21 protein-coding genes are annotated in these 22,946 nt (G+C 60.6%); 14 read left to right on the top strand and 7 right to left on the bottom strand.

The genetic code is table 11. The annotated features are described in order from the left end of the window. Positions 1 to 24: 24 nt before the first annotated feature. Positions 25 to 972: a substrate-binding domain-containing protein gene (locus NBG89_RS14180; RefSeq protein ID WP_088692148.1), complete on the top strand. Its 948-nt coding sequence runs from the start codon at positions 25 to 27 to the stop codon at positions 970 to 972. Between the two features lie 63 nt (positions 973 to 1,035). Here NBG89_RS14180 and NBG89_RS14175 read toward each other — a convergent pair whose 3' ends face one another. Further along, the gene (locus tag NBG89_RS14175; protein ID WP_431320482.1) at positions 1,036 to 2,811 is read right to left on the bottom strand and encodes an adenylate/guanylate cyclase domain-containing protein; all 1,776 of its coding nucleotides are present in this window, start codon (positions 2,809 to 2,811) and stop codon (positions 1,036 to 1,038) included. A 292-nt stretch (positions 2,812 to 3,103) separates the two neighbouring features. Here NBG89_RS14175 and NBG89_RS14170 point away from each other — a divergent pair, with 292 nt between their 5' ends. The 7 genes from NBG89_RS14170 to NBG89_RS14140 all read left to right on the top strand — a co-directional run bounded on the left by NBG89_RS14170 (position 3,104) and on the right by NBG89_RS14140 (position 12,272). Continuing rightward, positions 3,104 to 4,156: a sugar phosphate isomerase/epimerase family protein gene (locus NBG89_RS14170; RefSeq protein ID WP_431320481.1), complete on the top strand. Its 1,053-nt coding sequence runs from the start codon at positions 3,104 to 3,106 to the stop codon at positions 4,154 to 4,156. 114 nt (positions 4,157 to 4,270) lie between these two features. Beyond that, positions 4,271 to 5,458: a Gfo/Idh/MocA family protein gene (locus tag NBG89_RS14165; RefSeq protein ID WP_431320480.1), complete on the top strand. Its 1,188-nt coding sequence runs from the start codon at positions 4,271 to 4,273 to the stop codon at positions 5,456 to 5,458. A 125-nt stretch (positions 5,459 to 5,583) separates the two neighbouring features. After that, positions 5,584 to 5,961, top strand: a complete 378-nt coding sequence (locus tag NBG89_RS14160) for a hypothetical protein (RefSeq protein ID WP_431320479.1) — start codon at positions 5,584 to 5,586, stop codon at positions 5,959 to 5,961. A 206-nt stretch (positions 5,962 to 6,167) separates the two neighbouring features. Further along, on the top strand, positions 6,168 to 7,769 hold the full coding sequence (locus NBG89_RS14155) for an ABC-F family ATP-binding cassette domain-containing protein (protein WP_431320478.1): 1,602 nt from the start codon (positions 6,168 to 6,170) through the stop codon (positions 7,767 to 7,769). A 170-nt stretch (positions 7,770 to 7,939) separates the two neighbouring features. After that, entirely contained in the window at positions 7,940 to 9,313 is a 1,374-nt protein-coding gene (locus NBG89_RS14150; RefSeq protein ID WP_431320477.1) for a GH1 family beta-glucosidase, read from the top strand. 43 nt (positions 9,314 to 9,356) lie between these two features. Beyond that, entirely contained in the window at positions 9,357 to 9,905 is a 549-nt protein-coding gene (locus NBG89_RS14145; RefSeq protein WP_431320476.1) for an NADPH-dependent FMN reductase, read from the top strand. A 156-nt stretch (positions 9,906 to 10,061) separates the two neighbouring features. Then, positions 10,062 to 12,272: a bifunctional diguanylate cyclase/phosphodiesterase gene (locus tag NBG89_RS14140; protein ID WP_431320475.1), complete on the top strand. Its 2,211-nt coding sequence runs from the start codon at positions 10,062 to 10,064 to the stop codon at positions 12,270 to 12,272. Here the strand turns inward: NBG89_RS14140 and NBG89_RS14135 are convergent, their stop codons facing one another. From NBG89_RS14135 to NBG89_RS14125, 3 genes are read right to left on the bottom strand one after another with little or no spacing between them, the layout of a single operon-like run. Further along, entirely contained in the window at positions 12,273 to 13,214 is a 942-nt protein-coding gene (locus NBG89_RS14135) for a rhodanese-related sulfurtransferase (RefSeq protein WP_431320474.1), read from the bottom strand. Positions 13,215 to 13,260: 46 nt separating this feature from the next. Next, positions 13,261 to 14,169, bottom strand: coding sequence for a CHAD domain-containing protein (locus NBG89_RS14130; protein WP_431320473.1), 909 nt, complete (start codon positions 14,167 to 14,169; stop codon positions 13,261 to 13,263). Then, a complete protein-coding gene (locus tag NBG89_RS14125; protein WP_431320472.1) occupies positions 14,147 to 14,635 on the bottom strand; it encodes a CYTH domain-containing protein in 489 nt (162 codons plus the stop codon). The genes NBG89_RS14130 and NBG89_RS14125 overlap by 23 nt, the downstream gene beginning before the upstream one ends. Positions 14,636 to 14,790: 155 nt before the next feature. Here NBG89_RS14125 and NBG89_RS14120 point away from each other — a divergent pair, with 155 nt between their 5' ends. From NBG89_RS14120 to NBG89_RS14105, 4 genes are all read left to right on the top strand, one after another. Continuing rightward, the gene (locus NBG89_RS14120) at positions 14,791 to 15,429 is read left to right on the top strand and encodes a 2-dehydro-3-deoxy-phosphogluconate aldolase (protein WP_431320471.1); all 639 of its coding nucleotides are present in this window, start codon (positions 14,791 to 14,793) and stop codon (positions 15,427 to 15,429) included. A 109-nt stretch (positions 15,430 to 15,538) separates the two neighbouring features. Then, on the top strand, positions 15,539 to 16,249 hold the full coding sequence (locus tag NBG89_RS14115; RefSeq protein WP_431320470.1) for a tellurite resistance TerB family protein: 711 nt from the start codon (positions 15,539 to 15,541) through the stop codon (positions 16,247 to 16,249). A gap of 70 nt (positions 16,250 to 16,319) precedes the next feature. Further along, a complete protein-coding gene (locus tag NBG89_RS14110) occupies positions 16,320 to 17,015 on the top strand; it encodes a GNAT family N-acetyltransferase (RefSeq protein ID WP_431320469.1) in 696 nt (231 codons plus the stop codon). Further along, entirely contained in the window at positions 17,012 to 17,227 is a 216-nt protein-coding gene (locus NBG89_RS14105) for a hypothetical protein (RefSeq protein WP_431320468.1), read from the top strand. The genes NBG89_RS14110 and NBG89_RS14105 overlap by 4 nt, the downstream gene beginning before the upstream one ends. Before the next feature lie 17 nt (positions 17,228 to 17,244). On the opposite strand, the gene NBG89_RS14100 is transcribed toward NBG89_RS14105, so the two are convergent. The 3 genes from NBG89_RS14100 to NBG89_RS14090 all read right to left on the bottom strand — a co-directional run bounded on the left by NBG89_RS14100 (position 17,245) and on the right by NBG89_RS14090 (position 19,940). After that, a complete protein-coding gene (locus tag NBG89_RS14100; RefSeq protein ID WP_431320467.1) occupies positions 17,245 to 18,324 on the bottom strand; it encodes a nickel/cobalt transporter in 1,080 nt (359 codons plus the stop codon). Next, entirely contained in the window at positions 18,318 to 18,959 is a 642-nt protein-coding gene (locus NBG89_RS14095; RefSeq protein WP_431320466.1) for a DUF1007 family protein, read from the bottom strand. The genes NBG89_RS14100 and NBG89_RS14095 overlap by 7 nt, the downstream gene beginning before the upstream one ends. Positions 18,960 to 19,046: 87 nt before the next feature. Further along, a complete protein-coding gene (locus NBG89_RS14090; protein ID WP_088692130.1) occupies positions 19,047 to 19,940 on the bottom strand; it encodes a LysR family transcriptional regulator in 894 nt (297 codons plus the stop codon). Between the two features lie 563 nt (positions 19,941 to 20,503). Between NBG89_RS14090 and odc2 the strand changes: the two genes are divergently transcribed. Together odc2 and NBG89_RS14080 are read left to right on the top strand one after the other, a co-directional pair. Continuing rightward, positions 20,504 to 21,637: an ornithine/lysine decarboxylase gene (gene odc2, locus NBG89_RS14085; RefSeq protein ID WP_088692129.1), complete on the top strand. Its 1,134-nt coding sequence runs from the start codon at positions 20,504 to 20,506 to the stop codon at positions 21,635 to 21,637. Positions 21,638 to 21,725: 88 nt separating this feature from the next. Further along, positions 21,726 to 22,316 (top strand): GNAT family N-acetyltransferase, encoded by a 591-nt coding sequence (locus tag NBG89_RS14080; RefSeq protein WP_431320465.1) that lies wholly within the window; start codon positions 21,726 to 21,728, stop codon positions 22,314 to 22,316. The last annotated feature ends 630 nt before the right edge of the window (positions 22,317 to 22,946 follow it).

The raw sequence follows: 22,946 nt of genomic DNA, 5'->3' as shown, positions 1-22,946 counted from the left end.
TGACGTTTATTGGGAGGAAATAGAATGCGCAAACTCATGTTGGGTCTTGCGGTTGCGGCCGTCACGCTGGCGGGTACCGCATACGCACAGGACAAGAAGTTCACCATCGGCGTCTCCATTCCGGCCGCCGACCATGGTTGGACCTCGGGCGTCGTGTTCCATGCCGAACGCATCGCCAAGAAGCTGATGGAACAGCATCCGGGCCTGAACGTCATCGTCAAGACCTCGCCGGATGCCGCCAGCCAGGCGAACGCTGTGCAGGACCTTGACACACAGGGTATCGATGCACTTGTCATCCTGCCGTCGGATCCGGATCCGCTCGTCAACGCCATCAAGGAAGTCAAGGGCAAGGGTAAGTACGTCGCGCTTGTCGACCGTGCGCCTTCGACCAACGATGACACCGTCCGTGACCTTTACGTTGCCGGCAACAACCCGGCGCTCGGCGAAGTCGCTGGCAAGTACATCGCAGCGCAGACGCCGGACGCCGAAGTCGTCGTCATCCGCGGTCTGCCGATCCCGATCGATCAGCAGCGCCAGGACGGCTTCGACAAGGGTATTGCCGGCTCCAAGGTCAAGGTTCTTGACCGCCAGTACGGCAACTGGAACCGCGACGATGCCTTCAAGGTCATGCAGGATTACCTGACGAAGTATCCGAAGATCGACGTGGTCTGGTGCCAGGATGACGACATGGCTGTCGGCGTCCTGCAGGCGATCGAGCAGGCCAAGCGTTCCGACATCAAGTATGTCGTCGCGGGCGCAGGCTCCAAGGACATGGTCAAGAAGGTCATGGACGGCGACAAGATGATCCCCGTCGACGTTCTCTATCCGCCGGCAATGGTCGGCACGGCAATGGAACTGACGGCTGCTGGTCTTTACGGTCAGGTTCCGGTTCGCGGCACCTTCGTCCTCGATGCGACGCTTGTCACGAAGGACAATGCCAAGGACTTCTACTTCCCGGATTCTCCGTTCTGATCCGAGAAATCCAATGCGGCGCCCGTTCGAGAGGACGGGCGTCTTTTTTGATGCTTCCGCTCGTCAGTCAGGCAGGCCGGCGCTGGTGAGATCGGCGATGAAGCGGTCGATGAAGGTTTCGGTCATGACAGGATTGTCGCCGAAATAGAATTCCCGCCGGGCGTCGGTACAGTTCATTCCCGGTCGGAAACGATGAAGCCTGGCAATCGCTTCGTGAGCCTCGTCAGTTTTGCCTTGCCTTCCGAGGATCGCAACCAAAACGATCGCCGGCCAGAAGGTGGCATTCGGGGAGCGGAGCGATGCGCGGGCTGCCTTGGCCGCTTCCGCCATGTTGTCCAACTGATAGTTCGCGATCGCGAGAATGTTATGGAAGGTCCAAAGATGCGGATCGCGAGGGCTGAGACGGAACGCTTCCTTGATCTCGGCAATGCCTTCAGCAGGGCGCTCGACATAGCAGAGAACCTGGCCGAGCGCGAAGTGAGCCTGCGCAAAACTCTGATCCAGCTGCAAGGCGTTGCGCAGATGCGCAATTCCGGCCTCGGTCGCCCCATCGAGCGCAAGCGCTCTACCCAGGGCGAGGTGCGCGGCGGGTTCCTTTTGATCCAGTCCAATCGCCCGTTCAGCAAGGTCGATCGCCTCGCAGATCCGCTCAGCTCGTTCGTCGAGAGGGCCATACCAGCCAAGCTGAATGTGCACGTAGGCCAGGCGGGCCTGCGCCTGCGCGAAGGTCGGATCAATGCTGATCGCCTGCTCGAAGAGCGCCTTGGCAGTCTTCAGTTCGTCAAGTGTGAACCGGTAGAGATGCCAGAGGCCCTTCAGGTAGATTTCCCAGGCGTCCATGTCGAACACGGTGCGGCCACGAAGGGCGGCGAACTCGATGGAGCCGAGTTCCGGCTCGATCGTGCCCGTGATCTCAGAAGCAAGCTGGTCCTGAACATCGAAGATGTCGGCCAGCGTCCGGTCGTAGCGTTCCGCCCAGAGCAGCGAGCCATCCGTGCCATTCAACAACTGCGCGGTGATCCGAACGCGATCTGCCGCACGGCGCACGCTGCCTTCCAGCACGTACTTGACACCAAGGTCCTCCGCCACCTGTTGGGCATTGGCCTGCCGGCCCTTGTAGCTGAACGACGAGTTGCGGGCTGCGACCAGCAGCCAGCGACAGCGCGCCAGCGTGGCGATCAACTCGTCCGTGAAGCCGTCCGAGAAATGTTCCTGTTCCTCGATGCTCGACATGTTGTTGAAGGGCAGCACCGCAATGGAGGGCCGATTGCGCAAGGGCCTCGTGACCTGATCCTTCGGCGCGGCAGGCGATGGAAGTTGTACGCTTTCCGCCGTCCATCGCCAGACACGGACCGGTTGCTCGATGTTCCTGAGCTTGCGGTTGCCGAAATCGATTGCCCGGAAGTCAAGCTTCGATCGGATCTGGTCGTTGACCTGCTGGGAGACGCAGATCCCTCCCGGCGGCGCCAGTTGCTGCAGGCTTGCGGCGACGTTCACGCCGTCGCCGAAAATGTCCTCGTCTTCGACCAGCACATCGTCAACGTGGATGCCGATCCGCCACACCATGCGCCGATCCGGCTCGATGGACTCGTTGCGCCGAAGCAATGCTCTCTGAATATCCATGGCGCAGCCGACGGCATCGACGACGCTCGCAAATTCGGCCAACGTGCCATCGCCGAGAAATTTCACGACGCGCCCGTGATGTCTGTTGATGCTGGGAACGATGATTTCGCTGTTGTGCGCTTTCAGCGTCGCAAAAGTGCCGGTTTCATCAAGGCCCATCAGCCGGGAAAAGCCGACGACATCCGCATCCAAGATTGCTGCCAGACGCCGCGTCATGCGCCATCCTCCTGGTCTAAAGACAGTAGCACGGCACGGCGCGATGTCTACCGCCGCAAGACGCTGCGGGTGCCTGGATTTCAGGCGGACACCACCGCTGTGACGGGATGGACAGCAGAAATGCGGTACGTACATCTTGTGTGCCGAGACAGGCCGTGTTTAAGTCGGCCGCCTTCGTTTTTTGCCCCGTGGGGCAAATTTGCAGTTTCGCCGAAATCGGCTTGCAGACTTCAAATCGCGTGCTAGAACACTACCAGAAACGTTTACGGTCATCTTTTAGGGAGGAATTGACATGAAAACGATCAAGGGTCCAGGCCTGTTCCTTGGACAGTTCGCGGGCGATGCCGCGCCTTTCAACTCGTGGGATTCGATCACCAAATGGGCAGCCGACATCGGCTACAAGGGCGTGCAGGTTCCGACCTGGGCGGGCCAGCTGATCGACCTCAAGAAGGCGGCTTCCTCAAAGGACTATTGCGACGAGTTTGCGGGTGTGGCGCGCCAGAACGGCGTCGAAGTCACCGAGCTTTCCACCCACCTTCAGGGCCAGCTCGTCGCCGTGCATCCGGCCTATGATGAAGCGTTTGACGGCTTTGCGGCACCTGAGGTGCGCGGCAATCCGAAGGCGCGTCAGGAATGGGCCGTCGAACAGGTCAAGATGGCGCTGACGGCGTCGAAGCATCTCGGCATCAAGGCGCATGCGACCTTCTCCGGTGCGCTCGCCTGGCCGTTCATCTACCCGTGGCCGCAGCGCCCGGCCGGCCTCGTCGAAACCGCTTTCGACGAACTCGCCCGCCGCTGGAAGCCGATCCTCGACCATGCCGACGAAAACGGCGTCGACGTCTGCTACGAAATCCATCCGGGCGAAGACCTGCATGACGGTATCACGTTCGAGATGTTCCTCGAGCGCGTAAAGAACCATCCGCGCGCCAACATGCTCTACGATCCGTCACACTACATACTGCAGTGCCTCGACTATCTCGAGAACATCGACATCTACAAGGACCGGATCAAGATGTTCCACGTCAAAGACGCCGAGTTCAACCCGACCGGCCGCCAGGGCGTCTATGGCGGTTACCAGGGCTGGGTCGAGCGTGCCGGCCGCTTCCGTTCGCTCGGCGACGGTCAGGTCGATTTCGGCGCGGTCTTCTCGAAGATGACGGCCAACAACTTCGACGGCTGGGCCGTGGTCGAGTGGGAATGCGCGCTGAAGCATCCGGAGGACGGCGCACGTGAAGGCGCCGAGTTCGTCAAGGCGCACATCATCCGCGTCACGGAAAAGGCGTTCGACGATTTCGCAGCGGGTGGTACGGACCAGGCGGCCAACCGCCGCATGCTCGGTCTTTGAGGCCACTGCCCTTCGCTACAGGAAGGTTGATTGGCAGCGGGAAGGGGCCACTCCCTTCCCCAGCCGATCGAGGGAAGGGGCTGTTTCTGCCCTACGCAATTTTAGGAGGAACCAATGGCAATTGAAGCATCTACAGAACAGGCGCGCGAACCGCGCATCCGTCTCGGCATGGTCGGTGGCGGCGCGGGCGCGTTCATCGGCGCTGTCCATCGCATCGCTGCCCGCATCGACGACCAGTACGACCTGATATCAGGCGCGCTGTCATCGACGCCGGAAAAGGCAATGGCATCGGGCCGCGACCTCGGCCTCGATCCGTCGCGCACCTATTCCAGCTACCGTGAAATGGCGATCCGCGAAGCGAAGCTGAAGAACGGTATCGAAGCGGTTTCGATCGTCACGCCGAACCATGTGCACTACGACGCCGCCAAGGAATTCCTGCGTCGCGGCATCCATGTCATCTGCGACAAGCCGCTGACCTCGAACCTTGCCGACGCCAAGAAGCTGAAGAAGGTTGCCGACGAGAGCGGCGCGCTCTTCATCCTGACGCACAACTACACCGGCTACCCGATGGTCCGTCAGGCACGTGAGATGATCGCCAATGGCGAACTCGGTGATATCCGCATCGTACAGGCGGAATATCCGCAGGACTGGCTGACCGAAGCCGTCGAGCAGACGGGTGCCAAGCAGGCTGTGTGGCGCACCGACCCGGCGCAGTCGGGTGCTGGCGGTTCGACCGGCGATATCGGTACGCATGCCTATAACCTCGCCTCCTTCGTGTCCGGACTGGAGCTCGACAGCCTCGCCGCCGATCTCGACAGCTTCGTCGAAGGCCGCCGTCTCGACGATAACGCGCACGTCATGCTGCGCTTCAAGGCCAAGGGTTCCGAGAAGCCGGCCAAGGGCATGCTCTGGTGCAGCCAGGTGGCGCCGGGCCACGAGAACGGCCTCAAGGTCCGCGTTTATGGAACGAAGGGTGGTCTGGAATGGGTGCAGGCCGATCCGAACTATCTCTGGTTCACGCCCTTCGGCGAGCCGAAGCGCCTGATCACCCGCAACGGTGCCGGTTCCGGCCCGGCGGCTGCTCGCGTTTCGCGTATTCCGTCCGGTCATCCGGAAGGCTATCTCGAAGCCTTCGCGACGATCTACACGGAAGCCGCGCTTGCGATCAACGCACACAAGAAGGGCAAGGCAGTCGATAAGGCCGTGGTCTACCCGACGGTTGATGACGGCGTAAAAGGTGTTGCCTTCGTCGAGGCTTGCGTAGCGTCCTCGAAGAAGAACGGCGCCTGGGTCAAGGTCTGATCCTCGTACGGTTTGGATAATTTATGCAACCAATGAGCGCATTCCCTACAATGTTAGGGAGAGCGCTCATTGTCGTTTAACAATGCTGTGGCAGAAACGGGCGCAACCAGATGGGGAGACGTTCGATGAAAGCTTTTGCCAAAGTTCTGACATGCGCCTTCGCGCTCGCCGCGTTTCCGGCGTTGTCGCAGGAGGTCCTCAATCGCGCGCCGAACTTCTATGGCGGCCAACGTGTTCCGGGCACGGTGAACGTGCAGACGACGGTTTCTCTGTCGGTGCCTGTCGACGCCGGGCAAGAGAGCGGCGAGCAGATCAAGGCCGCCCAGAAAGGGTTCTATCTGATGGCGGGCGGGCAATGTGATCTCATATTGCAGACGCTTGCCGAGAGCTGCCAGATCATAAGCCTTACGAGCAGCGCGGATCTCAATCGCGGTTCGCGCAACGACATCGTCGTGCGTGGCACGGTGACGATGGCCGTGAAACTTAAAGAGCAGAAGCAGTAGCGGTTCCTAGTGCTGTAGTGACAGAATCGCTGCGGATTGCAGGCTGACGTGGTTCCGTCGATGCGGCTCCACCGCCTATTGCCTTGATTTCGGCGTGGTGCTCGCCTAGATTGCGGCCATCGCCAACATCAACAGGATGTGTGCAGCAATGGATTTCACCCCGATCGCAACGCCAGTTCGCCTTGCTATTCGGGAGTCCTTTATCCATGCCTGCATCCATTACCCTGTCGAATCTTTCGTGGTCCACGCCTGACGGGCGGATCCTTCTTTCCCATCTCGATCTGAGTTTCGGCGCCGAGCGAACCGGCCTCATCGGTCGTAATGGTGTCGGCAAGACGACGCTGCTGAAGCTCGTTGCCGGCGAATTGCAACCGCAATCCGGCAGCATCGCCTTCGGCGGGCGGCTCGGAATCCTGCGCCAGGCGGTCCAGGTGGACGAGGGGGCAACGGTCGCCGATCTCTTCGGCGCCAGTGAGGCGCTCACTATCCTTCGCCGCGCCGAAGCCGGTGATGCCACTACTGACGAACTCGCCATTGCCGATTGGACGATCGAGGCGCGTATCGCCGCGGCGATCGAAGGCGTCGGGTTGGACGCGGAACCGGAAGCCTTGCTGACCTCGCTTTCGGGCGGCCAACGGACGCGTGTAGGTCTTGCAGTTCTCGTATTCTCCGACCCTGATTTCCTCATTCTCGACGAACCGACCAACAATCTCGATCGGGATGGGCGCGAAGCGGTCATCGCATTGCTTGCCGGCTGGCGGGCCGGCGCCATCGTCGTTAGCCATGATCGCGAATTGCTCGACACCATGGATGCGATCGTGGAGATCACGACACTTGGCGCCCGGCGATACGGTGGAAACTGGAGCGCATTTCGCGAACGCAAAGCGATTGAATTGGCCGCCGCCGAGCACGATCTTGCAGACACCGAGAGACGCGTTGCCGATGCGGTCCGCAGCGCCCAGGTTGCGGCGGAGCGGCAGGCCCGCAGTGACCGCAACGGCCGCAAAAAGGCGGCAAGGGGCGACATGCCCCGTATTGTCGCCGGCGGCCTCAAGCGACAGGCGGAAAACACCGGCGGCAACAAAGTGCGCCTTGGCGAAAAACGCCGCGAGGAGGCGATGGAGGAGGCGTCCGCGGTGCGGAAGCGGATCGAGATCCTCCAGCCCTTCTCAGCCCAGCTCGCGTCAACAGGGCTGCCGCCTGGCAGGGATGTTCTGCGGCTGGAGGGCGTCACTGCCGGCCATCGGCCTGAGCAGCCAATCATCCGAAACCTCTCCTTCGCCATGACCGGCCCCGATCGCGTCGCGATCGCCGGACCGAACGGCTCTGGCAAGACGACGCTGCTGGCGCTGATCACAGGCGAGCTACACCCATGGTCCGGGGCGGTCTCCGTCATGACCGGCTTTTCGCTGTTCGATCAGAGCGTCAGTCTCCTCGATCGATCGCTGTCGATCCGGGAGAATTTCCGCAATCTCAATCCCTGTGCCAACGAGAATGCCTGCCGCGCCGCGCTGGCGCGTTTCATGTTCCGGGCGGATGCCGCCCTGCAGCAGGTCTCGACACTCTCGGGAGGGCAGCTGCTGCGCGCTGGGCTCGCCTGCGTCCTCGGCGGCGCGAAGCCGCCGCCGCTTTTGATCCTCGACGAGCCGACCAACCATCTCGACATTGATTCCGTCGCAGCCGTGGAGGCGGGCCTTAAGGCCTATGACGGAGCGCTGCTTGTCGTCAGTCACGATGAAGTGTTTCTTGACAATATCGGCATTGCGAGGCGGCTGCAGTTGCCCTCGGGCGATGAGATCATCGCGTAATACGGGGAGGTCGATAACGGTCGTGTTTTCCATATCGCGGCATGGCGGATTTTCATCTGCAACGTTACAGTTTTGACATTCGAGCCCTGTACAAGCCTATCTGGCTTGGCTAAACCGCCACCGAAGATGGCCGCATCGGCCTGTCCAACAGCAACAGACGGAACCCTCTCATGATCGATCCGAAGACCCTTGCTGCCCGCTTCCCGGGCGATTTCACCTTTGGCGTTGCGACGGCAGCGTTTCAGATTGAAGGCGCTTCCAAGGCAGACGGTCGCAAGTCCTCCATCTGGGATGCCTTCTGCAATATGCCGGGTCGGGTCTTCAATCGCGACAATGGCGATGTCGCCTGCGATCACTACAACCGTCTCGACGAGGATCTCGATCTCATCAAGTCCATGGGCGTCGAAGCCTATCGTTTCTCGATCGCCTGGCCGCGCATCATCCCTGATGGCACAGGTCCGGTGAACGAGGCGGGTCTGGATTTCTATGATCGCCTCGTCGATGGCTGCAAGGCGCGGGGCATCAAGACCTTCGCAACGCTCTATCACTGGGATCTGCCGTTGCTTCTCGCAGGCGACGGCGGCTGGACGGCGCGCTCGACGGCCTACGCGTTCCAGCGCTATGCCAAGACCGTGATGGCCCGCCTCGGCGACCGTCTCGACAGCGTTGCGACCTTCAATGAGCCGTGGTGCATCGTCTGGCTCAGCCACCTCTACGGCATTCATGCGCCGGGCGAGCGCAACATGCAGGCGGCGCTTCACGCCATGCATCACATGAACCTCGCGCATGGCCTCGGCGTCGAGGCGATCCGTTCGCAAGCGCCCAACGTACCGGTCGGGCTCGTGCTCAACGCCATGTCCGTCATGCCGGGCTCTGCCAGCGCAGCCGACAAGGCGGCGGGCGAACGTGCCCACCAGTTCCATAACGGCGCCTTCTTCGATCCGGTCTTCAAGGGCGAGTATCCGAAGGAGTTCCTGGAAGCACTCGGCGAGCGGATGCCCGTCGTGGAAGAGGGCGACCTCAAGATCATCAATCAGAAACTCGACTGGTGGGGCCTCAACTACTACACGCCGCTGCGTGTCGCCGACGATCCTGCAAAGAACGGCGATTTCCCCTGGACGGTCGAGGCGCCGCGCGTCAGCGACGTGAAGACCGATATCGGCTGGGAGGTCTATGCACCGGGCCTGAAGAACGTCGTCGAGGATCTCTATCGTCGCTACGAGCTGCCGGAGTGCTACATCACCGAGAACGGTGCCTGCTACAACATGGGCGTCGTCAACGGCGAGGTCGATGACCAGCCGCGCCTCGACTACTACAGCGAGCACCTCGATACCGTCGCCGACCTTATCAAGGACGGTTATCCGATGCGCGGTTACTTCGCCTGGAGCCTGATGGACAATTTCGAATGGGCCGAGGGTTACCGCATGCGCTTCGGCCTCGTGCATGTCGACTACGACACACAGGTCCGCACGCTCAAAAAGAGCGGCAAATGGTACAGCGAACTTGCGGCGCAGTTCCCGAAGGGCAATCACAAAAGCAGCTGACGAGCGCATGGCGCGAATCGGCGCCGTGGCTTAAACCGAGCGCATGGCAAAGCCGCTCTTCCTCTATGCGCTCTGCGGCAGCCAGCGAAAGGCGTCGACCAATCGCCGGCTGCTCGAAGCTCTGCGCGACAATGCGCCGGTGGGTGTCTCCATCGAGATCTGCGAATTGATCGGCGATCTGCCGATCTTCAATCCGGACCGCGAGGGTGAGAACACGCCGGCCATCGTCAAAGAGTTTGCCGCCAAGATCCGTGCCTGCGACGGCATCATCGTCGCCTGTCCGGAATATGCCCATGGTCTGCCCGGCGGCTTGAAGAACGCGCTGGATTGGTTGGTCTCCCGCGACGAAGTGCCGTTCAAGCCCGTGATGATCGCGCATGCCTCGCATCGCGGCGATTTCGCGCTAGAGCAGTTGACCGAAGTGCTCAAGACGATGTCACTACACCTTGTCGACGAGGCCCTTCTACGAGTCTCGTTGCTCGGCAAACCGGAGGACATACAGACCGTTGTCCTCGCCGGGAACGTCGAAAGCGGTCTTCTTGTATCAGCGCTTGTAAAATTCTGCGCTGCAATCAATCGAGCCGCGACCTAGTTTTATTTGTCAAGCTTTTGAAAATATTGATCAATATATGTGCGCACGTGCGTTTTTCGAGCGCTTTTGCCAAATCGTAGACGATTAATCATTATATCGCCCCTTAACCGTTTTTTGAACCATTCGCTGGCAGACTTCCTTGATCGGGGAGCAGTAATGCGGGCAATTTTCGAAGGCAGCAGAAAAATCTCGGGCATCGGTCGTCATGCGACCGTAGCCGGCGTGCTTTTTTCCTTTGCTATTGTCGTCGCGATTGTCACGGTCCTGGTGCTCAGTGCGCTTGAACGCGTTGCGGACCGATCGAATGTGCTGGATGACGAGCGTTCGCGGGAAACTATTTCCGGCGCACTGAAGACCTTCGAGATGCAGTTAGGCGCGACGCTCAACGATTACGCCGCCTGGGACGATGCCGCGGTGAACGTCTATGCGGCCGATGGTATGGCTTGGACGATCAGCAACTACGGCGAAATGTCCGTCAACAGTTCCCTCTTCGACATGGCGATCGTGATCGATGATGAGAAGAAACCGATCATGGTGTATCGGGAAGGCAAGCCGATGGACGGCTCGCTGGACGAATTCTTCTCCCCATCGCTCTGGACGCTTTTCAACAAGGCAAAGGCCGCGAGGCCACAGGACAATCCGGAAGCAACTGGCTTCGTTGGTACCAAGTCCGGTATCGCGGCAGTCGGCGTAGCGCTCGTCCGCGAGAAGTCCGGTGCGCTTGGTGTGCCGGCCGGAAAACATCGCTACCTCATATTCGCGCGACATCTGAGTGCCGACAAGGTCGCCGAGCTTGGCGCAACCTATGTTATCAGCGGATTGAAACTGGTTGCTCCGAACTTCGAGGCCCCCTATTCGGTGACGATCGCGGACGCGCAGGCGATTACCCTCGGCAAGCTCACCTGGATGTCGCGGGCTCCCGGCGATATCGGCTATGGTGAAGTTCGTCCAATGGTCGTCAAGGCGCTGGGCCTTGTCGGCCTGTTCTTCGTCGTGCTGCTGATCATCGGCTGGTTGGCGTTGCGGCGCCTCAAGGCGGAAGAAATCAACGCCCGAGAGGAAGCAAACCGTGATCGGCTGAGCGGCTTGTTGAATCGCGACGGATTGGGATCTGCGATCGACGGTTTCGTTGCAGAAGCCCTGCAGACGCGCCGCAACGTGCTTATCCTCTATCTCGACCTCGATGGATTCAAGGAAGTCAACGATGCTTACGGTCATGGCACCGGCGACCAACTGATCCGGGCGGTTGCCGCAGGCCTGGATGTGCTCATCCCCGAGGGTGCCGTCCTTGCGCGCATCGGCGGCGATGAGTTCGCTATCGCCTTTGTCTCTGAAAGCGAGCACGCGGTTGCCCTGCAGCTTTCCGAGCAGATACTGGATTTCCTGGCGGAGCCCCTGGAGATCGGCCGGCGTGTCGTCGTGATCGGCGCGAGCATCGGTATCGCCATGTCGCAGGGCGGCACGATTGACCGCGAGGAGCTGGTGCGCCGGGCCGACCTTGCCATGTACAAGGCCAAGGAAGCCGGTCGCGCGCGCATGACGCTTTACGATCCCGCGATGGACGCCGACCGCAGCGAGCGCAATGCGCTGGAACTCGATTTGCGGATGGCGATCGAGGGCGGCGACCTACAGATCGCCTATCAGCCACTGATCGATGCAGCGACCCATGAAATGACCGGCGTCGAAGCATTGGTGCGGTGGAACCGCCCGGGCCACGGACCGGTCTCGCCTGAGGTCTTCATTCCTATCGCGGAGACCAGCGGACTGATCGAAGCGCTCGGGCTTTTCGTGCTGCGCAAGGCCTGCGAAACCGCCAAGCAGTGGCCGGAACTGCGTATCTCGGTCAACGTCTCTCCGGGGCAATTCCGCAACCCGGCCTTTGCCGACTATGTCCGCTATGTCCTAAAGCAGACGGAGATCGAGGCCAAACGGGTGACGCTCGAGGTCACCGAGGGCTACATGATCCAGAACCCGCAGCGCACGCGGCAGGCGATCGAGCGGCTGAAGGCGCTGGGCGTCAAAGTCGCGCTCGATGATTTCGGCTCGGGTTTCTCGTCCATCGGTTATTTGCGCCAGTTCGGGTTCGACCGCATCAAGATTGACCGCTCGCTGGTCATGGACATCCTGGAAAGCGACAGCCAGCGCGAAATGCTGCAGGCAACGGTGGCACTCGCCCGCTCGCTCGACATTCCGGTGACGGCCGAGGGCATCGAGACGGAGGAGCAAGCCATTGCCGTGCGCCTCTTCGGCTGCGATACGCTACAGGGCTATTTCTTCGGCAGACCGATGCCGGCCGATCAGATCACCGAGCGGTTGATGCAGGCGCGGGCAACGAAGGTCACCACGCGCCGCACCAACGCCGCCTAATCAGGTTCCGATGTGCTTCTGCCCGCGCTTCTTGGCGAGCGCGATCTGGTGCTGCCGCTGGCGGTAGCGCAGACGGTCGTCTTCGCTGCGCGTGTGGTAGCAGTTGCTGCAGGAGACACCTTCCTCGTAGTGGGGTGAGGTGATCTCCTCGGCGGTGATCGGATTGCGGCAGGCGTGGCAGAGCTTGTGCTCGCCTTCCTTGAGGCCGTGTTCGACCGACACACGTTCGTCGAAGACGAAACAGGCGCCATCCCAGAGGCTTTCCTCCCGCGGGATCTCTTCGAGATATTTCAGGATGCCGCCCTTGAGGTGATAGACCTCCTCAAAGCCCTGCTCCTTCATGAAGGCGGTGGCCTTCTCGCAGCGGATGCCGCCGGTGCAGTACATGGCGATCTTCGGCTTGTTGTGCAGGCCGGTATTGTTGCGCACCCAGTCCGGGAATTCGCGAAAGGTCTTCGTGTTCGGGTCGACAGCACCGCGGAAGATGCCGATCGCCGTCTCGTAATCGTTGCGCGTGTCGATGACGATTGTATCGGGATCGGAGATCAGCGCATTCCAATCCTGCGGAGCGACATAGGTGCCGACCACCTTGTTGGGGTCGATGTTCTCGACGCCCATGGTGACGATCTCTTTCTTGAGCTTCACCTTCATTCGCAGGAAAGGCATCTTCGATGCGTGGCTTTCCTTGTGCTCGAGCGCGGCAAATTCCGGCTGGGCGCGCAGATAGGCGAGCACCGTCTTGATGCCTGCATCCGGGCCAGCGATCGTGCCGTTGATGCCTTCATGCGCCAGAAGCAGCGTGCCCTTCACGCCGTTTTCCTCGCAAAGCGTCTGCAGCGGCTCGCGCAGGCTTTCGAAGCGCGGGACGGAAACGAAATGGTAGAGAGCCGCAACGAGGAAGGGGCTCGTCGCAGACGGCGGTTGTGTCAGCGTGTCTGTCATGCGGCTGCAAATACAGGTTTCGGGCCGTCTGCGCAATTGGGACGATTCAGCTCACCTGCGCCTGCCAGAGCAATTCGATCCGGTCTGCTTCCTCCCGCGGATCATCGGCGAATACTTCCTCGGCGCGCTCTAAGGCTGCCTGTCGGCCTTCCTGCTGGTGGAAAATGATGGCGTCGAGCAGATAGGCCAGGTCGTCGGCATTGCTGAAATGCCGTGGCTCGGCCTCCACGAGTTCGCAAAGCACGTCGAGATCGTGGATGCGGCCGAGCAGATCGACCAGACTGCTCGTTACCTCGTATTTGGCATCCATGGCGGCCGGCCAAAGCGGCCTGAGCGCGGCATGATAGGCCCGGTAGTCCTGGGCGCGCTTGCGCAAGGTATGGAAGGCTTCTGCCGACTCGCCGTTCCGGCATTGGGCAATTGCTTCTCTTGCCTTGAGGGCTGTCTTGCGCCAACCCTTGGCGACCAGCCGGGCATGCCGCTGCGGGCCGCCGTTGAAATGTACGTCCTCGACAGCCGCCGCCGCCGCTTTGAGATGGTCCGGTACTTTCGTCAGCTTCTGGTCGATCGTCGCCTCGGCTTCGGCCATGTGATCGCGGCGGGCCTTCAGCGCCTCGATGATGCGACCGAGCGCCTTCTTCTCCTCACCGTTACGGGCTTTCGCCTTCAGATGCGCGGCCGTCTCGATCAGAGCGGCAGCGTCCCGCATTGCCGAAAGCGATTGCGCAACCTCCCGAAGGCGCCCATTTTCCTGCTCCTGAATCTCCGGTATCTCCTCGGCAACGAGGCGATAAAGGGAGCGGACACGTTTCAGGTTCTTGCGAAAGTCGTGAATCGCTTCGTGTTTGCCATCGGGCATCTCTTCGAGCGTGTGAATCGCATCGCGAAGCTGTCCGCCCACGGCTTTCCGGAATTCTGCAGTGAAGCTGCGGTCAGGCCGTATACGAAAGGGCATGCCGATCGTGCTCGAATTCTGTGGCCAGCGCCTGGTTGGAGTAGCGGAAATCGCCCGTAACCTCGCGCCCGAGCCAGGAGGGGAGCGCAGGCTTGTCGTTTTCCGAGCGCATCTCCACTTCGGCGATCACCAGGCCGCGGTGCTGGCCGGCAAAGACATCCACTTCCCAGACGAAGCCTTCGTGCGGGACGCGATAGCGGGTCTTCTCGATGACGACGCCGATTGCGTCATCGAGCAACTGCTCGGCGTCGGCGACCGGAATGTCGTATTCGAACTCTTCACGGGTCATCGTGCTGCGGCCGATCTTGATCGTCAGCCGTGCCTTCGCATTGTCGAGCACGCGTACGCGGACGGATCGGTCGTCCATCGAAGCGATATAGCCTTGTTTTAAAATAGATTTCGTCTCGGCGCCGGAGCGCCAGCCGTCGTTGCGTACTAGAAACTTCCGCTCGATCTCTTTCGCCATTACCGGGGACCTTTTGTGACAATTTTATTACGCTAGCCTAATTTTACGGCGATGTGTACCCATTCTATTCCAAAGATGGGTTTAGTCTCGACAAGGCGTACCCTTGGAGGTATTTCGGGTCCCGAATTCAATCGTTTCAAAAGGATCACGCGGCCATGGGCGAAAAGACAGAAAAGCTCCTTTCCATCCTGAAACTTCAGCCTGTCGTACCGGTTCTGATCGTCGATGACGTGAAGTCCGCCGTTTTGCTGGCGCGTGCTCTTGTCGCCGGCGGCCTGAAGGCCATCGAGATCACCATGCGCACGCCCGCGGCCCTCGATGCCGTCCGCGCCGTTGCCGACGAGGTCGAAGGCGCCGAGGTCGGTGCCGGCACCATCCTCAACGCCGCGCATTGGGATGCCGCGGTTGCTGCCGGCTCGAAGTTCATCGTTAGCCCGGGCGCAACGCAGGAACTGCTCGACGCCGCGCGCAAGTCGTCGGTGCCGTTGCTGCCGGGCGCGGCGACCGCAAGCGAAGTCATGGCGCTGCGCGAGGAAGGCTATCAGGTTCTGAAGTTTTTCCCGGCGGAGCAGGCCGGCGGCGCCGTCTATCTCAAGGCGCTATCCTCGCCGCTATCAGGCACCGTCTTTTGCCCAACGGGTGGTATCTCGTTGAAGAACGCGATGGATTACCTGTCGCTGCCGAACGTCATCTGCGTCGGCGGTTCCTGGGTCGCGCCGAAGGAACTGATCGCCGCTGGCGATTGGGCCGGCATCACCAAGCTGGCGTCGGAAGCGGCGGCCCTGAAGGCCTGATTTTCGGGACAAACCCACGCGTGATGCAGGCGGAGGTTCCGCCTGCATTTGTATTTCCCGCGTCAGTACCTATCTCCCCTCTGGCCTCTAGACAGGGAGATGATGAGGAATGTTCGACGCGAAAAAGCTTCTTGAGCAGTTCTTGGGTTCGCAGGTGCCGGTTGTCGGCGGTTCGGTCAAGGACCGGGCGGGCGACGCGATCCAGATGGCCAAGGACAATCCGTGGAAAGCTGGCGCGCTCGCAACCGTGCTTCTCGGAACCAAGACCGGCCGCAGCATTGCCGGCAATGCTTTGACCATCGGCGGCCTCGCCGCGATTGCGGGACTCGGCTACCAGGCCTACAAGAACTACCAGGCAGGGCAGGAACCAGCGACGCCGTCCGATGCGCCGCCGCCGAAGACGGCTGTGCTGCCGCCGCCCCCCGACTCTGGATTCGGCGTGACTTCGCCGGCTCAGAGCAACGAATTCGTCCTCGTTCTCATTCGCGCCATGATCGCGGCGGCAAAGGCCGACGGTCATATCGACGACGGCGAACGTGCGCTCATTCTCGACAAGATCAAGGCCGCGGATGTCAGTAGTGAAGCCGCCTTGTTCATTGAACGCGAGCTGTCGCAGCCGACGGATATCGACGCGCTGGTCGCAGCCGCCGTGACCGAGGAGCAGCGGGTGGAGCTCTATACCGCCTCGCGCCTGACCATCGAGCCGGATTCGCGCGCCGAGCGCGGCTACCTCGACCTGCTGGCCGGTCGCCTTGGCCTTCCCGACCCGCTGGTCGATCACATCGAGGCGACGGTAAATTCCGCCAAGGTTGGCTTGTAAGGGTAACAAGCGGCCGGTTGCCTTTCATGGGCGGCTGGCCTAAGCCATGTCTCCATATCTGGAGGAGCGCATGCGCGATCTATCGAATTTCAAGGGCTGCCCGGCGCCACAGCCGGTAACCCTCAAGGGCCGTTTTGTCACCGTCGAACCTTATGTCCGCGAGCAGCATCTGCAAGCGTTGTGGGACGGACTTGGCGGCATGGCGATCAACCCTCTGCTGCGCTATTTCTCGCAGCCCGATTTCGCCGGCATCGAGGATTTCTCTAACTGGCTTCATTCGGTTTACGCCAAGTCGGGCTGGCTGACCCATATCTTCCGTGACAACAACACCGGTAAGATCGTCGGCATGGCGAACTATATGCGGGCCGATCCGGCCAACGGCGTGATCGAAGTGGGCGGCGTTGCGCACGGTCCTGACATGAAGCGCTCACCGCTCTCCACGGAAGCTCACTACCTTATGGCCAAGCATATTTTCGAGGTGCTTGGATACCGGCGCTATGAGTGGAAATGTGACAATCTGAACGAGGCGAGCAAGACGACGGCGGCACGCTACGGCTTCACCTTCGAAGGCGTGTTCCGCCAGCACATGATCTCCAAGGGTCGCAACCGCGATACGGCGTGGTTCTCGATGATCGATTCCGAATGGCCGGTCCTCAACGCGGCGTTCGAGGCCTGGCTATCTCCCGGCAATTTTGACGCGGACGGCAAGCAGAAGCGCCGGCTTGAGGATATCCGCGCCGAGCGGAATAAGGAATCGGCCGCATGACGGCTCCGAAATCGGAAAGCCGTTCGCAGGCGATCGCGGCGGCCATCATCCTCGTGGCTGCCGGCCTTGTGCTCTATTTCATGCCGACCATCGTTCTCGGGCTCGGCAGCTATTCGCCGTATCTGGCGGCTGGTGTGGGCGCCTGCCTGATCCTCGCTTTTTTCGTCGTCTTTTGGCTGAGAGCGCGATATCAGCGCCGGCGTGGCAAGTAGCCGTCGCGGGCGGTCGGCTAGCCCTGCAGCGAGGCGCCGAGCAGCAGCGCGCCCATGGCAATTACCAGCAGGGCGCCCAGAATTTCGATCGTATTCCCGATCCAGATCGAGGCGGCAGAGCCTCGGCCGGCGAGCCGCATCGCCGTGCCCTTGGCAGTGACGGCGAGCGTTGCCAGGATCGCGACCGTTATGGCGGTGCCGAACGACATCGCGATTACCGACAAGACGCCGCCAAGATAGAGGCCGTTCAGAAGCGAGAAGGTCATCACCAGCAACGCGCCCGAGCAGGGGCGCAGGCCAACGGCAATGATGGCGGACCAGGCTTCGCGGATGTTGAACCTTTCTGCACCGAGCAAGGACGGATCGGGCATGTGCGATTGGCCGCAGGTTTCGCAGGCCATGCCCGCAATGAATTTGTGCCCAGCTTTGAGTGCGTCCGCTTCGCCGAAAGCGTAGCTTGAGCCCTGCTTTTGTTCCTCATTGTCCTTCCAGTCCAGCATCATGCTGACGGGCCCCGAGGAGGTTGCCATGACTTCGCGGCGTGACATGCCTGCGATGATTGCTCGCAGCTTGCGAAACAGCAGCCAGCACCCGAAGAGGATGACCATGATGAAGCTGGCAATCTCCATCGCCTGGGTCGCTGCCGTCAGCGTTATTCCGCTGCCGCGCAGCACCAGCCACGCTCCGCCCACCAGCGCGATTGCGACCAGTCCCTGGAGAAAGGCGGACACGAAAGAGATCGATACGCCGCGCCTGAGCTCGATTTCATTGGCGATCATGTAGGAGGAGATGACGGCCTTGCCATGTCCGGGGCCTGCGGCATGGAAGACGCCGTAGGCGAAGGATAGGCCGATCAGCGTCCAGAGATGCCAGGAATCCTCCCGCATGGCGCGCAGCGCGCCTGTCAGCGCGCGATAGAAAGCCTGCTGTTGCGCGTTCACATAGAGGAGGAGGGGAGCAAGCGGCCCGCCCGTCGGCTGGAAGCTCGGCTCCGAGGTGCCGATGCCGAGCGGCGATTGTGCGTGCGCAGCGGCCATGCCCGCGACGAGCATGAGCGCCGCACCGAGCGCAATCGGCCGAAGCCCGTGCCTCAGCATGACACGTCCAGCCGCGTCGCGAAGAGCTTCGACATGTTCGTCCCCGTCGGGTCGTTGAAGAAGGCGTCGGTCAGGGACTGCTTGTTTTCGGCGATCACCTGGTCGGCATCGGGACGGACGACCTGGTGCTTGCAGCTTTTGAAGCCGTCTCCGACAAGGACCAGTTCGTTGTCGCTCGGAAAATCGATCGAAGTATAGAGCGTCGGGTCGTAGACGCCGAAGGTCATGCGGCCCTTGAGCGGCATCTTTTCCGCCGGCTTGACGGCGAAGAACATCAGAAGCTGACCCTGCTTGTAGTCCACATGGATCAGATCGGGCTTCTCGACCTTGATGTTCTTACCGTTCATCGTGAGGTTCATGTAATAGTCGTAGTCGACCAGTGAATCCCGCACGGTCTTGCCGACCTCGGCCAGTTCGTTCGGATCGAGCTTCAAGTCGGTATTCTTGTCGAAATCCATCACGACGGATGACGAGAAGACCTCGTCGAAACGCCAGACGTTCCGCAGTTCGGCAACATTGCCGTCATCGTCGGCGACCACCTCGAGCCTTGCCTCAACGAATACATGCGGATGCGCAAAGGCGGCGGCTGGCAGAAGCGACAGGAGCGACGCCATCAGGAATGTCGATTTCTTCATGCGTGCTCTTATTGCGGGATCCCAAATTCATTTGATTCCTTGCCAGTAAATGGGACGGAATTGGGACCGGTCCCCCAAAGCAAGCGGTCAGGAATGCTTCTTGAACCAATTGTGAAGATAGTCGACGAAGATGCGCACCTTGGCCGGCAGATAGCGCCGGTGCGGGTAGACAGCATAGATGCCGCGATCGGTCGGAATGTAATCGTTAAACAGCGTCACCAGTTCGCCGCTCTCGATCGGCTTGCGGGCGATGAAATCGGGTATCAGCGCAACGCCGATGCCGGCAAGTGCCGCGCGCAGCGTTGCATGCGGGCTGTTGACCTCCATGGGGCCAGTGACGGCAACGGCGAATGAGGTGTTGTCCGGATTGTAGAAGCGGATGCTGCCCTGGCTGCGGGAATTGGTGTCGACGATGAAGGGGATGTTCGACAGGTCCGACGGGTGGGCGAGATCAGGATGGCGCTCCACGAAGTCGGGCGTTGCGCAAAGATGGACGCGGAAATCCGAGATCTTTCGGGCGATCATACCGGAGTCCTCGAGCTTGGTCACGCGGATGGCAACGTCGAAGCCTTCCTCGATGAGATCGACGAATCGGTCATCCGCGGCGATCTCGAGCGCGAGATCGGGGTTCTCCCTGGCGAAATCGATCAGGGACTGGCCGACATCGGCATCGACGAAGGTGCGTGGCACGGAAATCTTCAGCCGTCCCTTCAATTGCGCGTTATTCTCGCGCACGAGATCGGCGAGGTTGTCGATCTCCTTCAGGATATCGGAGGCGGTGCGGTAGTAGGTATGGCCAGCCTCGGTCATGGAGAATTGGCGGGTCGTCCGATTGAGCAGCAAAGCGCCGAGTTCGTCCTCCAATTCACGCACATATTTGGAAAGCAGCGCCTTGGAACGGCCAGTGCGCCGCGCGGCGGCCGAAAAGCCTTCCGCTTCAACGACATCGATGAAGGCGCGGATGCGGGTGAGTGTGTCCATGATGACCTCCCAAAAAAAGCGCCGAACCGCCATTCAGTCGGTTGCGGGCCGTTTCGCCACGTTGAACAAATTGCGGTGTATTGTTCAAATATTTTCTGCCGGGAGATGCGAAAAACCGCTTGATTATGACGGCGAATATTCCTATCTCGTGATCAGCCCAAAGTCGCACGTGCCCATGGGTGTCCGCCGAACCCTCGAATTGGTGAGGAAATCGGTAAGGTACCTGGAATTAACCCCTCCAGTCGCTATTCCGGCCAACCGGAAAATGCGAGGACGCCTGAAGCAACGACGGTGCGGGCCTTTTTGTTCTCTCCCTGCTTTCCATCAGCGGGGGTTACTGAAGAGGCACACCTTCATTGCCGGAAGTGCGGTTGGGAATCTCCCTCCAATCCATGGCAGACAAAGCCGGATCCATGTCGCTTTCGCGGCGTTGATTCATCATTCGCGCTATCAAGCGCTTGCTAAGGTTCCGGGGTCTCCACCGGCTGGTTCCTATGCGGGCGATTGATTGCCCTTTGTCCTCCGGTTTTCCCGGAGCTCTGGAATTGGAAGAGGGAATCGATATGACCACCCAGCGCATCCGCGACTTTCTCGCAACCCGACGTCCCGACGGTCCCTGCCTCGTGGTCGACCTCGACGTCGTGCGCGATAATTTCAACGCCTTCCGGCATGCGATGCCGGACAGCGCGATCTATTACGCCGTCAAGGCAAACCCGGCTCCTGAGGTTCTGAAGCTGCTCGCCAACATGGGCTCCAACTTCGATTGCGCGTCTGTCGCTGAAATCGAAATGGCGCTCAACGCCGGTGCGACAGCTGCCCGTATCTCCTACGGCAATACGATCAAGAAGGAACGCGACGTTGCCCGCGCGCATGCGCTCGGCGTCAGCCTTTTCGCGGTCGACAGCCACGAGGAAGTCGAGAAGATCTCGCGTGCCGCTCCCGGCGCCCGCGTATTCTGCCGCGTTCTGACCGATGGCGAAGGCGCCGAATGGCCGCTGTCGCGTAAGTTCGGCTGCGTTCCGCAGATGGCCGTCGACGTTCTCGTCTACGCGCACCAGCTCGGCCTCGAATCCTACGGCGTATCGTTCCACGTCGGTTCGCAGATGACCAAGGTCGATGCCTGGGATTCGGCTCTCGCCGATGCCAAGCGCGTCTTCGTACAGCTGGCCAAGCAGGGCATCCACCTGCAGATGGTCAACATGGGCGGAGGCTTCCCGACCAAGTACCTGCGCGACGTTCCGTCGGCGGAAGCTTACGGCCGTGCGATCTACCAGAGCCTTCGTGATCACTTCGGCAACAACCTGCCGAAGACGATCATCGAGCCGGGCCGCGGCATGGTCGGCAATGCAGGTGTCATCAAGACGGAAGTCGTGCTGATCTCGAAGAAGTCGGACAACGACGCCGCTCGCTGGGTGTTCCTCGACATCGGCAAGTTCGGCGGTCTGGCCGAGACGATGGATGAGGCCATTCGTTACCCGATCCGCACCGAGCGCGACGGCGACGAAATGGAGCCCTGCGTGATTGCCGGCCCGACCTGCGACTCGGCAGACGTGCTGTACGAAAAGAATCTCTATCCGCTGCCGCTCACCCTTTCGATCGGCGACGAGATCCTGATCGAAGGCACCGGCGCCTACACGACCACCTATTCGGCGGTGGCGTTCAACGGTTTCGAGCCGCTGAAGGCCTACGTTATCTAAGATTGCCAGCCCCGTAGCCAGCCGGGGCGGCACCTTCACAATTCATATCAATCGCCGCTTATAACGGTTTTGGGTACGGGAGGCCAAAATGGCCGCTGTTCTTGATTCTGTCCGCGCATATTTTGCGCCTTCTGTCTTCACCATTGACGCCGAGAACCCCGGCGACGTCGTGGCTCGCGAAAACCTGCTGGATCGTGCCATGGGCCCGAACCGTCGCAAGAAGTCGTCGGAAAAGATTCGCCGTGGCCGTGTGCCGGCTGAAGGCCTGGCGCTTCTTGCGCGCGATCGTGACGGCCATGTCATCGGCACTGTGCGCCTTTGGAACGTCGAGGCCGGCGTTAACGCCGAAGGCACGCCGATCAACGCGCTGCTGCTTGGTCCGCTGGCGGTCAATGCGAGCTTCGAGGGCAAGGGTGTGGGTTCGGCGTTGATGCGCGCCGCCATTCTGGAGGCCAAGAACCGCGGGCACGGCGCCATCCTGCTTGTCGGCGATGCCCCTTACTATGAGCGGTTCGGCTTTTTCGCCGAGAAGGCTCAGCATCTTGTCATGCCGGGTCCTTTCGAACGCTCGCGCTTCCTGGCGCTGGAGCTCACCGAAGGCTGGCTTGACGGCGCGGCCGGCATGATCGTCCCCTCGGGACGGATGCTGGCAAGCGCGCCGGTCCGCAGGGCGGCGTGATCGGCGAGGCCTCTCCCCGATGGGGAGGGGCCTTTTGTTTTTCCGTTTTTCGGAAATCAAGCCTAGGAGGCGCCGGAAGACCGGACGAACGCTTAGCCTAGACTTTTATGACTGCTTGCCCCCTCAGGCTTCAATTATTTGACGACGCTTGTGTCGACCAATTGAGTTCCGGCAGTCTGAACGACATTTTCAGGTATAGCGGCGATGAAGAACATCGTGAAAGCATAAACCGCGAATATAGTCGCTGCGGCAGTGGCCCTTAGAATCATTCATGCACTCCTATTCTCAGGAGTTCAATGTGGGCTCAAAAAGTGGCTTTCCAAAGAGTTTTCTGAACGCCAGATGAACAAAAAACTGTGAGAGCAAAAATTAATGATATTTTAGCAACACCTGAGTTTCGCCCCGAAGAGGACGAAATTCCTGGTTTGTTCTCGTGAATATGCAATTATTTCAAGCATATAGATGAAAGTTTGGGCAGGAGTTTTCCTCGCTGGCGTGAGGTTGCCCTATGATCTCCTCGTCATCGGGCAGGGAGCCGGGTTCATGAACCGATCCGCCTTCCGTTCATATTTCGGCGCTTGATGATGGTTGCCAGGGCTGGGGCCGGATGCCGTCAGGGTTGATGATCTA

Origin of the sequence: Rhizobium sp. YTU87027, from assembly GCF_050644135.1 — a bacterium.
Classification (GTDB): Bacteria; Pseudomonadota; Alphaproteobacteria; order Rhizobiales; family Rhizobiaceae; genus Rhizobium.
The sequence above is the reverse complement of the archived record's forward strand: the minus strand, read 5'-3'. Positions and strand labels throughout refer to the sequence as shown.

Coding starts and splice junctions, on each gene's coding strand:
- NBG89_RS14130 (WP_431320473.1), bottom strand. CDS start 14,169: ATGCCCTTTCGTATACGGCCTGACCGCAGCTTCACTGCAGAATTCCGG.
- NBG89_RS14110 (WP_431320469.1), top strand. CDS start 16,320: ATGCGCGATCTATCGAATTTCAAGGGCTGCCCGGCGCCACAGCCGGTA.
- NBG89_RS14095 (WP_431320466.1), bottom strand. CDS start 18,959: ATGAAGAAATCGACATTCCTGATGGCGTCGCTCCTGTCGCTTCTGCCA.
- NBG89_RS14160 (WP_431320479.1), top strand. CDS start 5,584: ATGAAAGCTTTTGCCAAAGTTCTGACATGCGCCTTCGCGCTCGCCGCG.
- NBG89_RS14105 (WP_431320468.1), top strand. CDS start 17,012: ATGACGGCTCCGAAATCGGAAAGCCGTTCGCAGGCGATCGCGGCGGCC.
- NBG89_RS14175 (WP_431320482.1), bottom strand. CDS start 2,811: ATGACGCGGCGTCTGGCAGCAATCTTGGATGCGGATGTCGTCGGCTTT.
- NBG89_RS14145 (WP_431320476.1), top strand. CDS start 9,357: ATGGCAAAGCCGCTCTTCCTCTATGCGCTCTGCGGCAGCCAGCGAAAG.
- NBG89_RS14100 (WP_431320467.1), bottom strand. CDS start 18,324: ATGCTGAGGCACGGGCTTCGGCCGATTGCGCTCGGTGCGGCGCTCATG.
- NBG89_RS14115 (WP_431320470.1), top strand. CDS start 15,539: ATGTTCGACGCGAAAAAGCTTCTTGAGCAGTTCTTGGGTTCGCAGGTG.
- NBG89_RS14150 (WP_431320477.1), top strand. CDS start 7,940: ATGATCGATCCGAAGACCCTTGCTGCCCGCTTCCCGGGCGATTTCACC.
- NBG89_RS14180 (WP_088692148.1), top strand. CDS start 25: ATGCGCAAACTCATGTTGGGTCTTGCGGTTGCGGCCGTCACGCTGGCG.
- NBG89_RS14155 (WP_431320478.1), top strand. CDS start 6,168: ATGCCTGCATCCATTACCCTGTCGAATCTTTCGTGGTCCACGCCTGAC.
- NBG89_RS14140 (WP_431320475.1), top strand. CDS start 10,062: ATGCGGGCAATTTTCGAAGGCAGCAGAAAAATCTCGGGCATCGGTCGT.
- NBG89_RS14120 (WP_431320471.1), top strand. CDS start 14,791: ATGGGCGAAAAGACAGAAAAGCTCCTTTCCATCCTGAAACTTCAGCCT.
- NBG89_RS14090 (WP_088692130.1), bottom strand. CDS start 19,940: ATGGACACACTCACCCGCATCCGCGCCTTCATCGATGTCGTTGAAGCG.
- NBG89_RS14080 (WP_431320465.1), top strand. CDS start 21,726: ATGGCCGCTGTTCTTGATTCTGTCCGCGCATATTTTGCGCCTTCTGTC.
- NBG89_RS14165 (WP_431320480.1), top strand. CDS start 4,271: ATGGCAATTGAAGCATCTACAGAACAGGCGCGCGAACCGCGCATCCGT.
- NBG89_RS14170 (WP_431320481.1), top strand. CDS start 3,104: ATGAAAACGATCAAGGGTCCAGGCCTGTTCCTTGGACAGTTCGCGGGC.
- NBG89_RS14125 (WP_431320472.1), bottom strand. CDS start 14,635: ATGGCGAAAGAGATCGAGCGGAAGTTTCTAGTACGCAACGACGGCTGG.
- NBG89_RS14135 (WP_431320474.1), bottom strand. CDS start 13,214: ATGACAGACACGCTGACACAACCGCCGTCTGCGACGAGCCCCTTCCTC.
- odc2 (WP_088692129.1), top strand. CDS start 20,504: ATGACCACCCAGCGCATCCGCGACTTTCTCGCAACCCGACGTCCCGAC.